Source organism: Sorangium sp. So ce448, assembly GCF_051520915.1.
Taxonomy (GTDB): domain Bacteria; phylum Myxococcota_A; class Polyangia; order Polyangiales; family Polyangiaceae; genus Sorangium; species Sorangium cellulosum_B.
In genome coordinates, this window is record NZ_CP150343.1 from 8,956,025 (window position 1) to 8,971,042 (window position 15,018).

Sequence of the window (15,018 nt, forward strand, 5' to 3'; positions counted from 1 at the left end):
CATCCAATATAACGGACGAAGATCTCTGTCAAGAGATGGATCGCGCCCACAAAAAATCCCTGAATGCGGGCTCCCTCACCATCCAACGGGCCTTGGAACATCCGTCATATAGGACACCCGGTGCGGGCGGCGCCTCCGGCTCGGGGAGGGCGCCGGATCGCGCGAAAGGGTTCCAACCGACCGCGAGGCAACTAAGATGGCCCCGACGCACGCACGAGGCGCTCCGATCGGCGCCCCGCCGCGGTGCGTAGGGATCTCATGAGCCAGAACCCGGACCGCAGCGATCCGCTCAACATCGCCGGCAGCCTGATCGCCGACAAGTACAGGATCGATCACGCCGTGGGCGAAGGCGGCTTCAGCGTCGTCTACAGGGCCGAGCACGTCATCTGGAAGCAGCCCGTCGCCGTCAAGTGCTTCACCCTCCTCGCGGGCGCGCCGGCCGAGCAGCGGGAGCAGCTGCTCCAGGCGTTCATCCAGGAGGGCAAGCTCATGACCGAGCTGTCCAGCCGCTCGGCCGCGATCGTCCAGGCCCGCGACATCGGCACGTTCAACGCGCCGGACGGGCAGTGGCTGCCCTACATGGTCCTCGAGTGGCTCGACGGCAGGCCGCTCGATCGGGTCCTCTACGACGAGACGACCGACGGCGCGCCGGCGCGCGACCTGCGCGCGACGATGGCGCTGCTCGAGTCGGCCGCGATCGCGCTCGATCTCGTGCACTCGCGGAACATCGCGCACCGCGACATCAAGCCGGCGAACCTGTTCGTCGTCGGCCAGCCGCGCGACGCCTCGATGTTCGTGAAGGTGCTCGATTTCGGCATCGCCAAGGTGATGGCCGATCACGCGGCGGCGGCGACGGCGCTCGCTCAGACCGGCAAGGACATCACCGCGTTCACGCCGAGCTACGGCGCCCCCGAGCAGTTCAGCCGCACCCACGGCGCGACCGGGCCCTGGACCGACGTCTTCGCGATGGCGCTCATCATGATCGAGGTGATGCTCGGCGGAGCGCCGGCGCTGCAAGGCGACGACTACCTCCAGCTCGCGGTCGCGAGCCGCGATCCGTCGCGCCGGCCGACCCCGCGGACGCTCGGCCTCACGGTCAGCGACGAGGTCGAGGCGGTCTTCGCGAAGGCGCTCGCCGTCGCGCCGGCCGACCGCTTCCCCACCATGGGCCGCTTCTGGTCGGCGCTGCACCGGGCGGTCTTCCCCGAGGACCCGGCCTGGGCGCTCTCCACGGGCGGCGGCTCGCTCGCGCCCCCGCCCGGCGCGCCGTCGCCCCGCGCGTCGGCGCCGCGGCTCCCGTCCTCGCCGCGGATCTCGCTGCAGGCGCAGACCGCGCCGACGATGGCGGCGCCCTCCACGGCCCCGGGGCCGCCGCCCGCGCTGACGTCGCAGCCGGTATCCGTGGCCGGCTCGAGCGCCGCGAGCGACGCGGCGGCGCCGAGGGCGAAGGGCCCGCTGCTCTTCGGCGGCGTCGCGCTCGCGCTCGCGGCCGGCGGCGCGATCACATGGAGCTTGCTGCGCTCCGCGCCGCCTTCGGAAGAGGCGTCGCGGAGCGCGCCGGTCGCCACCGCGTCCGCCACCGCGGCGGCGCCGACGGCGAGCGCCACGGCCGCGGCGGCTGCGCTCCCCGAGCGGCGGACGGAGTGCCCTGCAGGCATGGTGCTCGTCCCGGGCGGCAAGTTCTTCATGGGCTCCGACGAACCGGAGTTCAAGCTGTGGCAGCCCGCGCACAAGGTGACGATCGACACGTTCTGCATCGACGTCCACGAGGTGACCGCGGGCGACTACATGGCGTGCTCGGACAAGGGAGAGTGCAAGCGGCCCCCGGCCGCGCCTGACTTCCCGAACACGGACGGGTCGCCCGCCGCCGCGCACCAGAAGACGCTGACGGCCCTCGCCGAGCAGTGCACCTTCGGCAAGCCCGAGCTCGCGAAGCACCCGATCAACTGCTTGCCGTGGAGCCTCGCGAACGCCTACTGCCAGGTCCACGGCAAGCGCCTGCCGACCGAGGCGGAGTGGGAGTACGCGGCGCGCGGCTCCGACGGGCGCAAGTTCCCCTGGGGCGACAAGCCCGGCGACCACACCTTCATGAACGCGTGCGGCACCGAGTGCACGGCGTGGGAGAAGGCGCGGGGGCTCAAGCCGAGCGAGCGCATGTACGATGCCGACGACGGCTTCTCCGGCACGGCGCCGGTCGGCTCGTTCCCGAACGGCAAGACGAGGTTCGGGGCCGACGACGTGGTCGGCAACGTGTGGGAGTGGACCGCGGACTGGTTCGAGACCTACAAGGACGAGGAGCAGGTGAACCCGAAGGGGGCGCCGGCCGGCGATCGCAAGGCGATCCGGGGCGGCGCCTACAACGGCGGCTTCGCGCTCTGGCTCAACCCGGCGTTCCGCTACCACCAGCTCGCGACGGCGAGCGCGCCGGGCATCGGCTTCCGCTGCGCCGCGCGCCTGTAGCCGTGCCGGTCCCCACCTCGCAGCTCGCGAACCCCTCCATCGCCGGCCCGCTCGGCACGCTGGCGTTCTCGCAGGTGCGCCCGCTGAGCTCGTCGCTCGCGCTGCGCGCGATCCGGTGGCACCAGAGCCTGGAGCGGCTCGGGGTGGTCCTGCCGTTCGCGCTGGTGCACGACGCGGGCCTGCTCTTCTCGACGCCGCGCGAGCAGCTGGAGCTCGGGCCGCGCTGCGACGCGAGGGAGCTCGCGGGCCGGCTCCGGGACGCGGAGCGCATCGTGGAGGGGTACCGGGCGGTGCTCCGGGAGCTCGCCGAGAGCGAGGCCGCGCGGTGCGCGGCGCAGCTCCGGATGAGCGACGACCTGGTCACGGTCGTGCTGTCGCGCCTCTTCGGCGCGGTCGCGGCGCGGACCCACACGCCGCCGGCCTACCGCGCGATGCTCCCGGCGGACGCGGCGCTCTTCGAGGGGATCGAGCCGCAGCTCCGCGGGCTGTTCCTGTCGGCGCGGCGCGAGTTCGAGCAGCGGGCGCTGGAGGCGCTCGACGTCTCCCGGCTGTACGTGCTCACGATGTCCGACGCGCTCGACATCGAGACGCTGCGCCTGTTCGGCATGCTGGGCTCGGAGGCGTCGGCCGGGGCGCTCGCCCAGGTCGATCTGCTCGCGGCGCTCTCGTCGCCCGAGGCGAACGACATCGTGAATTTCTCGCTGGAGATCCTGCCGAGCGTGCTCGAGACGAAGACGCGCCCGGCCGCGGGCACGACGGCGGCGCACGGCTACTCGGGGCTGGGCACGCGCGGGTCGATCGACAGCATGGTGCTGACGGAGCTCGCGTGGGACGATCTGGAGCTGGCGCGCCGCATCGCGGACAACGAGGTGCTGTATTTCGCGCGCGAGCAGAGCCGGGACGAGCAGCGGCGCATCCACTACCTGCTCGTCGACGCGTCGGCGTCGATGCGCGGCGATCGCCAGACGTTCGCCCGGGGGATGGCGATCGCGACGGGCAAGCGGCTCTTGCTGGAGGGCGAGGACGTGGCGTTCCGCTTCTTCGACGCGCGGCTGTACGAGCTCTACCGGGCGAAGAACGGGCAGCTGCCGACGGCGCACCTCTTGTCGTTCAAGGGGGAGCGGGGCAGGAACCCGGCGCGCGTGTTCGCGGAGCTCGCCACGGATCTGGATCTGACGCGGCACCACGATCCGCGCACGCCGGTGGTGCACCTCTTCACGCACGCGGCGCTCTACATCCCGCGGGAGATGGTGCAGGCGGTGCAGAGCCACGCGCACATCTCGGCGGTGTTCATGCTGCCATCCGGGGGGGAGCTGGACCTCGACTACCTGGATCTGCTGGACGCGCACTGGGTGGTGGACCACGCGACGGTGGCGAGTGGGGCGGCTCGGGCCAGCGCGGCGAAGGCGATCCTCGGGGAGAAAGACCGGCAGGACCGGCAGGACCGGCCCGAGGAGGGAGGTTCTGCCGCACGGCGCCTGGGGGCCCCGCCGAACTCGCACGTGGCCTGAGCCTTGCCCGCTGGGCAAGGCTCAGGCCACGTGCTCAAACATCGGCCCATCCCCCAGGCGCCGTGCGGCAGAACCTCCCTCCTCGGGCCTACGGGGATGGATGGGGAGATGGGGAGATGGCGAGAGGGGAGCGGCCTTTCCTTCAGTGATGCGCTATCAAGCCCCGCATCTCGAACGGGTTCACCTGGTACTCCTCCTCGGTAATGAAGTCGTCGATGCCGAGCCACTCCGCCAGAGGCCGGCATTCATCCGCCTTCCATGGGGCCACGAGCGCCGCGATCTCCTCGGGCGTGCGCGGGTAGACCTTGACCCCGGCGAGGGAGCCGGCGCTGCTCAGCTGGCCCGCCGCCGCGGCGCCGCGCGACATGATGAAGCTGAGCGCCAGCACGCTGCCAGGAGCGCAGAACGCGTGCAGCTTCCGCAGGATGTCGCGCGAGCTCTCATCGTCCATCATGTAGAGGATGCCGATGCCGCCAACCGCGATGCGGCGCTCTGCGCCGAAGAACTGCGCCGCCGCCGCGATCAACGGCGATGGGTCTCGCACGTCGGCCTGGATGTAGCGCATGTTCGGCTTGTCAGCCAGGATCTGCTCGCCGTAGATCACGCTCACCGGGTCGACGTCCGAAAACAGGATGCGCGCATCAGGCAGGTAGTCGTTGAGATGGCCCTGCGTCGGTAGCCCCGAGGCGAGATCAAGCACGTTCGTGATACCCGCCTCGGACCATTGCTGCCCCACGAGCTGGATGAACCAGCGGTTGAGCTTCGCGTATTTCGGATACGTGGGTACGAGCTTCATGATCGCCGTGGCAGCGACGCGATCCACCTCGTAGTTGTGGTGTCCTCCGAGAACGTAGTCGTACACCCGACCGACGTGCGGCTTGGTCGTGTCAATCTCCATGGTCTCCTCCCCAGAGTGAGCTCACTGCGCGCTCGTCAACGGCCGCGATACAACCCAGAAGGCCCTCGCTGCGGGCGCGAACTGCCACACACATCGAGCCCTTCCCGCCGCAGCGCATAGAGGATACCGCTCTGAAGATTGGCCAGGACCACGATGCCCGCGAGGTGGGCGTCCTGATCGCTCAGCGCGCGGGCTGCCTCGGGGCGGATGCCGACCAGCACCGGGTGGGTGCCGAGGAGGTCGAGCGCGCGCGCGGTGCGCACGAGCGCGTCGACCGCCTCCGCGTCCATCGCCGGCACGCCGGTCACATCGATGATCGCGGTGCGCGCTTGCCGGTCCACCACCTCCCGCAACAGGCACTCGGTGATCCTCCCCGCTCGCTCGGTATCGAGCTTTCCAATGAGCGGCAGCACCAAGATATGATCGTACACGGGCATGATCGGCGTCGAGAGCTCGATGATCACCCGGCGCAGCTCGCGCTCGCGGTTATGGATGGCGCGCTCGAGCGCGAGCTGCATCTCGTCGCGCTGGACGCCGACCTCGCGCTTCTCCTGCTCTGCCACCCCGTCCACGAGCAGCGTCAGGTAGTCGTTCACGAGCGTCACAGCCTCGCGCGCCTCGGGCGTACTTCCGGGCAGACGCGCCAGCACCTCGCGCAAGAGGACGCGGCTCAGTCCGAGGAGCGCCCGCAGCCCGAGCCCCTGCTGCCCGAGCTTTTGCCCGAGCGACATGACGGGCGCCGTGTCGCCGGCAGAGGAGAATTGGAACAGCTCGTCGAGGATCTGCTGCGCGACCTGCGGCAATCGAAAGGGTGGGAGACCGCTGCGGTTGTGTAGGGCGTTGTCCTTGAGCACCTTCGCCGCGCTCTTCGCCAGCGCCTGGCGCTCCGGGCCGATCCAGCTCTGCATAGGAGGTCCCCTTCCTTGGCCTTGGCCGTTCCATGTCGTATGGGCGCCCACAAAGTGGGAGAACAGGCCGCCCTCGGATCGCGCTTGTTGATCTGAGTCCAGACTGGAGTGGACCTCGGCCTCATGCCGCAATCCACTCACCATGCAGGCGAATGTGTGGCGTTCGCGAGGAACGCGCCCCCGAGATGCGGTCTCACGCCCCCGCGCTGTGAATCTATCGTATCAGTGTCCTGACTGTCTATGTTCCATGACAAAAGCAGCCTGCAGCGGCGTGACCACCGCACAAGGTGTGGCCCGCGCCTCGCCGCTCCTGGGCCTGCCGCCGACCGGCTCCAGCACGCCCATGTCGCCTGAACGCGCACCCGGCACCACGTTTCCAGCGTGAAGCGTGCGCTTCCGCCGGGTCCGGTCAGCCGCGTACTTCCAGGGATCGTTACGGAGTTCTGCCGTGATACGCCGGCTCATTGCCGGGCTTCCACTTGATGTTGCAACCGATGCTCGGGCGCTGCTCCGAGGCGACAGGCGCCGAGGAGAGCACCGCGTCGATGGCGGCGCGGAGATCGCGGCCCGTCACGGGGACGTCGTTGCCAGGACGGCTGTCGTCGAGCTGACCGCGATAGACCAGCCGACGATCCGGGCCGAAGAGGTAGAAGTCCGGCGTGCAAGCGGCCCTGTAAGCCCTGGCGACCTGCTGCGCCTCGTCGAGGAGGTACGGGAACGTGTAGCCGACCTCGCGCGCCTCTCTGGCCATCGCCTCGGCGTTGTCCGCTGGATACGCGACGATGTCGTTCGAGTTGATGGCCACGATGGCCACGTCGTCTGCACCATAATCGCGCCCCAGCCGGGCGAGCTCGTGGCGGATGTGCTTGACGAACGGACAATGATTGCAGATGAACATCACGAGGAGCGCCTGCTGCCTTTTGAAATCCGACAGCGCGACCTGCTTTCCTGTGAAGTCGGGCAGCCTGAAGTCGGGCGCCGGGGTGCCCAGCTCAAGCATCGTGGACGGGGTGCGTGCCATGACAGGGTTCTCCTCTCGCTGTGACGGCGCGCACCCTACCACGCCGCGGCCCTCGCCGCTGAACACCTCCCCGCCTTCGCGGCCGCGGCGGCCGTCCTCTGGCGCGCGCTCCCCTGCCCTCTCCAGCGCCGAGGCGCCTCCCTCGAGGTCTGAGCGCCTGTACCGGCAGGGGGCCGAGGCGGCCGCAGGGCGCGGCGGTCACCGCGGGAAGTGGCGCTCGATCATCGAGAAGAACGCCGCCCCGCCCGGCTCGCCGCCGATGCTCCAGTACGTCACCCCGCCGAGCCCGCCCTGCCTGGCGACAACGACCTTCTCCTCGAGCGACGCGAGGTCCTCGAAGAAGAGGCGCTCCCCGCTCGAGAGAAGCCGGTTCGGCGATCTCCCCGCCGCGAGCCGCCCGCCCTCGTCGTCCGGGCACAGGCTCATGTGCTCGGTGCTCGTCTCGTAGCTGTCGCCCGCGAGCTCCAGGCACTTGCTGAGCGGCTCGCACCCCACCACGGCGCCCCCGCTTCCCGGCGCCTCCGGCCCGAGGAGTCCGTAGTTCGGCAGCCCGAGGAGGAACTTCTCCCGGCGCGCGCCGCCGTCGAGCGCCCCGATGTACGAGACGGTCTCCTGGAGCCATCCGAGCGGCGCGACAGGGCCCACGTGCGGTCCGTCGTGCCAGTGGTAGTCGTACCCCATCACGTGCACGTGATCCGCCGAGGCGCTCAGCGCCTCGTAGTCGAACACGCCCTTCGCGGACACGACCGCCGGCACCGCGAGCGAGAGCTCCTTTCCACGCGCGTGGAGGGCGCGCGCGAGCTCGTCGATGAACGCCGAGAAGGCGGCCCGCTCGGCCCGGACGGTCTCGCCCGGCCCGAGGACCGATGAGAGGTGCTCGTAATCGATGTCGATCCCGTCGTAACCGTTCTCCATCACGAGCGCGACGATCCCCCCCACGTGCCTCGCCCGGAGCGCTGGATCGTGGAGCATGGCGTGCACCGCGACGACGTCGGGCCGGTCGATGGCGGCGATGAGGGGGATGAGCCGGGTCCGCGCGCCGCCGGCCGTCGTGCCGTCGAGGACGCGCCGGTCGTGAAAGCCGGCGAACGGGGCCTCCCGGCCGCGCGGGTGGTTCTCGAACGCGGTCGGCGAGGCGACGCGCCACCACTTCGGGTGCACGGCGTCGAACGCCCCGGCGTGGGCCGCGAAGGTGTCGTATCCGAGCTCCGTCGACTCGGGATCTCCGAGGAACTCGTGCAGCCACCCGCAGAAGCGGTGATCGCCCGGCGCGCGCGTCGCCTGGCTCGCGCGCTGCGCGCCGGGCGCGGCCGACGCCGAGAGCTCGGCGCTCCCCACCTCGTCGAGCGACGGCGCGCGCTCGGCCACGCCACCGCAAGAGATGGAGAACGCGGCGGAGCAGGCGAGCATCAGAGTCTGGTGAAACAGCTTCATATCGGCCGCGCTCTAGCAGCCCGCCGCCGCATCGACAGCCCGGTTCTCACGCTTCCGCGGGCCGCCTCACGCCGAGCCCGCGATGCGCCGTTTGACGCCTACTCCATCCCTGCCCCTCACCCTTCAGGTGGTGGGGTATTTCGGCCGAAGGCGGGGTCTTTTGAACCGCCAAGACGCCAGAAGACGCCAAGATTTTTGTGTTTTTCTTGGCGTTCTTGGCGTCTTGGCGGTTCCATCATTCCGGCAGGATGGGGGAATTCCCCCACCCGCCCTCGCGCCTCCCTCCACCGGCGGCCGGGCCGGCGACGTCGCCTGCGCACGCGCCCGCCGCTCCCTCGGCCAGGGCCGGTGTACTACGCTCGCTGCCGGCATGACCCAAGGCGTCCGCCCCCTGCACGAGCTCCGCGACGAGGCCCGCTCCGCGCTGGCCAGGAGCGATCTCACGCGCGCGCGCGACGCGCTCTTCAGCGCCCTCCAGCACACCATCGCCCGCGAGGAGGAGTACGTCGCCATGACGGACGAGCTCCGCGACGTGCTGGTCCGGCTGGGCGACGCGCGGAGCGCGCTCACCGTCTCCTGGTACGGCGGCAACGAGCAGAGCCAGCGCCCGCTCATCGCCAAGGTCCCGCCCATCGACCGCGCGCGCACCGTGCTCGCCTGGGCCGAGCGCGAGCAGGACCCGGAGCGGCAGAAGCGGCTCTACGGCCGCGCCGCCGACGAGTACGAGGCCGCCGGCCTCGTCGCGCAGGCCGCCATCGCCCGCGAGCGCGGCCAGGACTTCGCCCGCGCCCGCGCCCTCTGGTCGCGCCTCGCCCAGCTGCTCTCCTCGTCGGGCAGCGACCTCTACGCCGCCGGCCTCGCCCGCTTCAACCTCGCCCGCACCTCGCTCCGCACGGGCGACGCCGCGGCGGCGCGCGAGGCCGTCTTCGCCTCCGTCCACCTGCTCGAGGAGGCCGCCGACAGGTACGAGACCATCGGCCAGCGCGAGCGCGCCTTCGACTGCTACCAGGTCCTCATCGCCGTCGGGCGCGAGAGCCGCGCCTTCGAGCACGTCCTCGAGGGCTACGTGAACGTCATCCGCATCCTGCGCGAGGACCACCTGCGTTACTACGCGCTCCAGTCCTACGAGGAGGCCGTCGCCGCGGCCGAGAAGCAGGGCGAGGTCTCCGCCGCCGCAACGCTCGCCCGCGAGATGGCCGCGTACGCCCGGAAAGAGGGGCTCGCCGCCGTCGCCAACTTCGCCGTGCTCACGCAGGCCCGCCTCTGGCAAGAGGTGTCCGCCGTCTCGCAGAAGCGCGCCGCCCCGCCCGAGATCGCCGAGAACGCGCTGCTCGCCGCCGTCATCGCGCTCGGCGAGGCGGGGCAGTACAGCAAGGTGGGCGGCGTCTACCGCGCGCTCACGCAGCTGCCGCTCGAGGAGACCCGGAAGAAGCACTACGCCCGCGCCGGCCGCCGCTACGTGAACGCGCAGGACCTGCCGATCGACGCCGCGCCGCTGCCGGCGCACCTCCGCCACGAGCTCGGCTTCCCCGACGTCTGGCACATCGACCTCGTCGAGTGGGAGCAAGCCGGCAGCGCCGCCCAGGCGTGCGGCGACATCGTGCTCGACCCGGCGCAGTGGTCCGAGGTCACCCGCCGCCGCGCCATGCTCGCCCGGCTCACCGCGCTCGCCGTCGAGGGCGCTACGCCCGAGGCCACCCCCGCGCAGCAGCTCATCAGCCTCGCGGAGCAGCTCGCGACGGTCGAGCTCTACACGATCCTCTCGCCGCTCGAGCGCCTGTTCCGCCGCGCCGAGCCGAAGATCCGGGTGGCCGTCGTCCGCGCGCTCTCCCACTTCCTCTACAAGCGCACGTTCATCACCCTCCGCGATGCGCTCGTGGATCCCGACCCCACCGTCGTCCACGAGGCCGCCCGCGCGCTGGAAGAGCTCCGCTTCGCCCACGCCTTCGATCCGCTCGCCCGCATCTACCGCGAGTCGCAGGCCGCCGCCGTGCGCGCCAGCGCGGTGCGGGCGATCGCGAAGATCGACACCCTCGAGGCCGGCGAGATGCTCCTCGGCATCCTCCAGCACGAGGGCGCCGAGGAGCGCGCCGTGGCCGTCGAGGCGCTCAAGCGCGTGCGCGGCATGAAGTTCGTGGAGCTCGCCCGCGGGTCGCTCTCCGAGCTGACAGGCTCCGCGCAGGCGGTGGTGCGAGAGATCCTCCAGAGTCGTGGCCTCAGCCCCTGAGCGCGCCTGCACGACCGCGCGCCCGTACGACCACACGCCCGCTAGCCGCGCCGGGGCTCCACGACGAACCACAACGGCACAGCGCGGGGGTGATCCGCTGTCCGGGCAGCGAGCGCAGACTGCGCCTGGCTCCTCCCCTCTCTCACGCACCAGAAACCGTGCCTCGGACCAGCCTCAGACGAGCCTCAGACGGAGAAGACGAGTAACCCCGCGATTGCGCGCTGCGGCAAAGGGATTCCCCTAACGAGTTTGGTTCTCGCAGCGCTTCTGGAGGGTGCACGTCGACATCCAGTCGGGATACCCTGCACGCGCCAATCCAACTCATCCCGAGAGATTCTCGGAGCGCGATGACGTAAGCATGGAAGCGGACGGAGCGCTTGGGGGAGCGCTGGGAAACCGCCGTCCGGGCTCCCGATGGTGCGCTGCTCGACACAGGTCGACTTCTCAGCGCGCCACCGGCGGCTCTTGTCTCGTGTGGGCAGCAGCTGGGCGCCGTATCGCGGCGCCCAGCTGCCCGCCTCCAGCGCGCGCCGCTCCGGCGGCGGCGCGGCGGCTGGAGCGCGGCCGCGCTGGTGCAGGGCGGCCGGAGCTCGGTTCGCGCGAGGGCGCTCAGCCGCGGAGGATCGACTCGAGCGCGGGCACGATGCGGGCGTAGCGGAACTTGTATCCGAGCTCTTCCGCCCGCCTGGGATAGACGCGCTGCCCGGTGGTGACGATCTCGGCCGCGTCGCCCATCCCCAGCTTCACCACGGCCTCGGGCACGCGGAGCCACGACGGCCGGTGGAGCACCGCGCCGATCGCCTGCGCGACCTCGTCGCCGGTCTGCGCGTTCGGCGCGGTCATGTTGAAGGGGCCGCGCACCGCGTCGTTGTCCAGGGCGAGCAGGGTCATCCCCACGACGTCGTCGCGGTGGATCCACGAGATGACCTGCTTGCCGTCGCCGACGGGCCCGCCCAAAAAGAACCGGAAGGGGGCGATCATCTTGTCGAGCGCGCCGCCGCCCTCGCCGATCACGACGCCGATGCGCAGCTGCACCGAGCGGACGCCGTGCTGCTCCTCGACGGCGCGGGCCGCCTCTTCCCAGCGGACGACGACGTCGGCGAGGAAGCCCTCGCCGGGCGCCGCGTCCTCGTCGAGCACCTTGTCGCCCGGCTGCGGGCCGTAGTAGCCCACGGCGGACGCGCAGAGGAACGCGCTCGGCTTGCGCTTGGCCTTGCCGATCGCCTCGCCCATGAGGCGGGTCGTGTCGACGCGGCTCCTCAGGATCTCGCGCCGCGCCTCCTCGGTCCACCGCTTGACGATGGTCTCGCCCGCGAGGTGGATGACCGCGTCCACGCCGTCGACCTCCTCGAACCACGGCCCCGGGGCGTCCGAGCTCCACGTCACGACGCGCGCCCCGGGCAGCGCCGCCTGCGTCCGCGCCACGTCGCGCGTCAGCACCGTCACCCGATCACCCCGCGCGAGCAGATCCTTCACGAGACCGCGCCCGATAAACCCGCTGCCGCCAGTGACAAGAACCGTCTTCACGCGATCTATCTATCACGGCTCGGACGGAGGCGGGGCTTCCCTTCGAGCGCCGCCCTCGGAGCGCTCGGACGGCCTGCAGCTGTCCAGTCGTGACGCCGAGCGCTGGAGACGGTAAGACGCGGGATGTGATGGATGACCTAGAGACCTTCAAGAAGCTTCCTCTCGGCGGCCTCGATCGCCGCTCGCTCGTGGGCTCGCTGGCCGAGCACGGCGCGCGCGTGGCGACCGAGCAGCTCGCGGCGCACCGCGCCCGTATCCGCCCGGCGGGCGCGCGCATCGCCCCGGACACGGCGGTGCTGATCCTGGGCGGCTCGAACGGCATGACCCGGGCGCTCGCCCTGCAGCTGCTCTTCGGGGAGCGGGCCGCCGTCTTCGCCGTGCACTTCGACAGCGAGAAGATGCAGATCGGCCCGCACCACGTGAAGGCGATCTCGGACGCGGCGGCGGCCGAGGGGCTCACCGCGCGCTTCTGGAACAACGACGCCACGAGGCCGCAGGTGATCGACGAGGTCGTCGCCGCGCTGAAGGAGCGGTATCGGGCGGTGCACCTCGTGAACGGCATCGCGGCCGGCGCGATGAAGCGGTACGCGGAGCACGGGCCGACGAAGGTGAAGGACCTCGACGTCGCGTTCGATCCGGTGCTCCAGATCCCTGATTTCTCGCGCCCGGAGAACATCCGCAAGCTCGGGCTCGTCGAGGTGGACGTCGCGAACGACGCGGACATCGAGCGGACCAACAAGTTCATGGGCACGTCGTCGCTCCTGTGGGTCGAGCCGCTCGCCGCGGCGGGGCTCATCGCGAAGGGCGAGAGCGTGGTGTCCTTCTGCGACTACGACTACCCGAGCGACGATCCGGTCTACGCGATGGGCCCGCTCGCCGGCGCGAAGATCCTCCAGCGCAAGACGATGGCGGAGATCCGGGAGCGGTTCGGGGCGAAGACGGCGCGCATCTGCTATCCGGCCCTGGCCACGACGGCGCTCGGGGCGATCCCCGGCGGGCTGCTGATGTACGGGCTCAGCACGCAGATCTTGAAGGAGCGCGGGCAGTTCAAGGACGTCATCGATCTCGCGGGCGAGACGATGGAGATCTGGCGTCCGAGCTGGGACGGCAGCGATCTGCGGGTGGACGCGGCCTACCAGGCGTGTCTGCCGGAGTTCAACAAGCGCAAGGAGCAGATCGGTCCGAAGGACGTCCCCGGCGCGTTCCGGCAGCTGTTCGGGTGAGCCGTTGCGCGCGGGGCCTCGGCTCCGCGCGCCGCGCTCCACGGCCGGCCGCGCTGCACGCGCGGCCGGCGGACCGCCCCGCTCTACCCTTCAGCCCGCGCGACCTCGGGCTCGAGCCGGGCGACTTGGACCTTGTCGGACAGGCGGATGATCCCCACCCAGGCGAGCACGCGGATGACCTGATACGCCGGGTCGATCTCGAACCACCGCACCGCGAAGTTCGGGCTCATCGCGTACTTGTGGTGGTTGTTCTGGAAGAGCTCGCCGAGCGTCACGAAGTCGAGGACCAGCGTGTTGCGGGAGTCGTCGTCGCTGTTGAAGTTGCGGTAGCCGTAGCGGTGGCCGCACCAGTTCACGATCGCCCCGTGCAGCGGGCCCATGGTCCAGTGGAGCGGGAGGAACAGGAACTGCCACCAGTGCGAGGCGAAGGCCACGTAGAAGAGCACGTAGCCGGTGCCCCACGCGAGCCGGCCGATCCACGCGTTGCCGATGCGGTCGAGCGCGGGCCACTCGGGGTAGCCGCCGAGAAAGCGCGGCTCCACGTCGGCCGTGCCGTCGTAGATCGCGTCGTAGCGGTGCGCGGTGTCCAGCATCATGCGGACGACATTCGAGTAGTACCGCGGCGAGTGCGGATCCTTCGGCGTGTCGCTGTACGCGTGGTGCATGCGGTGCAAGATCGCGTAAACCCAGGGCACGAGGTACGACGAGCCCTGCGTGAGGTACGTGAGGAAGTGGAAGATCCGCTCCCATGGCTTCGACATCGTGAACATCCGATGCGAGGCGTACCGGTGCAGGAAGAAGGTCTGGAAAAAGACCGAGAGCGTAGAGTGGGCGATGAGGACGATCGCGATCTCCATGTTCGCGTCCTAACCCGGTGACGCGCGGCAGGGGGTCAGCTCACGGTCACGATTCCGTAACGGGCCCCGGGTCCGCGCGGCCTCTGGTCGCCTCTATCTTCGCGAGATTCCGCGGGAATCCCCGTGATTGTCCGTGATTGATCGAGTCCGTTCATGGTAACAGCGGTGTCGTGAAGGCCGTGATCATCGGGGCGGGCCGGGGCAGCCGGCTGCGTCATCTGACCGAAGAGCTGCCGAAGACGCTGGTCCCGATCCTCGGGCGCCCGATGCTCGACGGCATCCTCGAGGCGCTCGCCGCGGGCGGCTTCCGGCGGTCGGATATCGTGTTCGTCTGCGGCTACAAGGCCGACGTCATCCGGGCCGCCTACCCGGATCTGACGTACGTCGAGAACCGCGACTGGGAGCAGAACAACATCCTTCTCTCGCTCCTCTGCGCGCGCGAGCACCTCGAGGGCGGCTTCGTCTCGACGTACGCCGACATCGTCTACCGGCCCGAGATCGTGGCGGGGCTGGTCCGCTCTCCGCACGACATCGCGCTCGCCTGCGACACGGACTGGCGGCGCCGCTACGTGGGCCGCTCGCAGCACCCCGAGACCGACGCCGAGAAGCTCCGCGCCGGCGGGGATCGCGTCCTTCAGATCTCGCGCCGCATCCCTCCGGAGTCCGCGACCGGCGAGTTCATCGGGGTGATGAAGCTCTCGGCGCGGGGCGCCGGGCAGTTCCTGGCCGCCTTCGACGCCGCGCGCGGCGCCTTCTCGGGGCGGCCGGAGTTCCGCGAGGGCCGCACGTTCCAGCGGGCCTACCTCATCGATCTGCTCCAGCACATGATCGAGTCCGGCGCCGACCTCCACAAGCTCGACACCCACGGCGGCTACATGGAGATCGACACCCTGGAAGACGCGTCGATGGCCGACGCGTGGTGGCGCGGCGCGCCCTGAGGCTCTGATCTGTT

General features: G+C 70.6%; 11 protein-coding genes. 5 read left to right on the forward strand and 6 right to left on the reverse strand.

Annotated elements, in window-relative coordinates; all coding sequences use genetic code 11:
- Positions 1 to 258: 258 nt before the first annotated feature.
- Positions 259 to 2,460 carry an SUMF1/EgtB/PvdO family nonheme iron enzyme gene (locus tag WMF45_RS33810; RefSeq protein WP_437709361.1) on the forward strand — a complete coding sequence of 734 codons (2,202 nt, stop codon included), beginning with the start codon at positions 259 to 261 and terminating at the stop codon, positions 2,458 to 2,460.
- A gap of 2 nt (positions 2,461 to 2,462) precedes the next feature.
- Positions 2,463 to 3,971, forward strand: coding sequence for a hypothetical protein (locus WMF45_RS33815; RefSeq protein WP_437709363.1), 1,509 nt, complete (start codon positions 2,463 to 2,465; stop codon positions 3,969 to 3,971).
- Between the two features lie 142 nt (positions 3,972 to 4,113).
- On the opposite strand, the gene WMF45_RS33820 is transcribed toward WMF45_RS33815, so the two are convergent.
- The 4 genes from WMF45_RS33820 to WMF45_RS33835 form a co-directional block, all read right to left on the reverse strand.
- Complete coding sequence (locus tag WMF45_RS33820) at positions 4,114 to 4,869, reverse strand: SAM-dependent methyltransferase (protein WP_437709365.1); 756 nt, start codon at positions 4,867 to 4,869, stop codon at positions 4,114 to 4,116.
- A gap of 35 nt (positions 4,870 to 4,904) precedes the next feature.
- Positions 4,905 to 5,777: an STAS domain-containing protein gene (locus WMF45_RS33825; RefSeq protein ID WP_437709367.1), complete on the reverse strand. Its 873-nt coding sequence runs from the start codon at positions 5,775 to 5,777 to the stop codon at positions 4,905 to 4,907.
- A gap of 433 nt (positions 5,778 to 6,210) precedes the next feature.
- Complete coding sequence (locus WMF45_RS33830) at positions 6,211 to 6,798, reverse strand: thioredoxin family protein (protein WP_437709369.1); 588 nt, start codon at positions 6,796 to 6,798, stop codon at positions 6,211 to 6,213.
- Positions 6,799 to 6,996: 198 nt separating this feature from the next.
- Positions 6,997 to 8,232 (reverse strand): glycosyl hydrolase family 18 protein, encoded by a 1,236-nt coding sequence (locus tag WMF45_RS33835; protein WP_437709371.1) that lies wholly within the window; start codon positions 8,230 to 8,232, stop codon positions 6,997 to 6,999.
- A 370-nt stretch (positions 8,233 to 8,602) separates the two neighbouring features.
- Between WMF45_RS33835 and WMF45_RS33840 the strand changes: the two genes are divergently transcribed.
- Positions 8,603 to 10,459, forward strand: coding sequence for a HEAT repeat domain-containing protein (locus WMF45_RS33840; RefSeq protein ID WP_437709373.1), 1,857 nt, complete (start codon positions 8,603 to 8,605; stop codon positions 10,457 to 10,459).
- 609 nt (positions 10,460 to 11,068) lie between these two features.
- Here WMF45_RS33840 and WMF45_RS33845 read toward each other — a convergent pair.
- Complete coding sequence (locus tag WMF45_RS33845) at positions 11,069 to 11,986, reverse strand: TIGR01777 family oxidoreductase (protein WP_437709375.1); 918 nt, start codon at positions 11,984 to 11,986, stop codon at positions 11,069 to 11,071.
- A 128-nt stretch (positions 11,987 to 12,114) separates the two neighbouring features.
- On the opposite strand from WMF45_RS33845, the gene WMF45_RS33850 reads away from it, so the two are divergent.
- Positions 12,115 to 13,209: a hypothetical protein gene (locus tag WMF45_RS33850; RefSeq protein WP_437709377.1), complete on the forward strand. Its 1,095-nt coding sequence runs from the start codon at positions 12,115 to 12,117 to the stop codon at positions 13,207 to 13,209.
- An 83-nt stretch (positions 13,210 to 13,292) separates the two neighbouring features.
- Here WMF45_RS33850 and WMF45_RS33855 read toward each other — a convergent pair whose 3' ends face one another.
- Entirely contained in the window at positions 13,293 to 14,066 is a 774-nt protein-coding gene (locus WMF45_RS33855; protein ID WP_437543291.1) for an acyl-CoA desaturase, read from the reverse strand.
- A gap of 170 nt (positions 14,067 to 14,236) precedes the next feature.
- Between WMF45_RS33855 and WMF45_RS33860 the strand changes: the two genes are divergently transcribed.
- On the forward strand, positions 14,237 to 15,004 hold the full coding sequence (locus WMF45_RS33860) for an NTP transferase domain-containing protein (protein WP_437709379.1): 768 nt from the start codon (positions 14,237 to 14,239) through the stop codon (positions 15,002 to 15,004).
- Positions 15,005 to 15,018 lie beyond the last annotated feature (14 nt).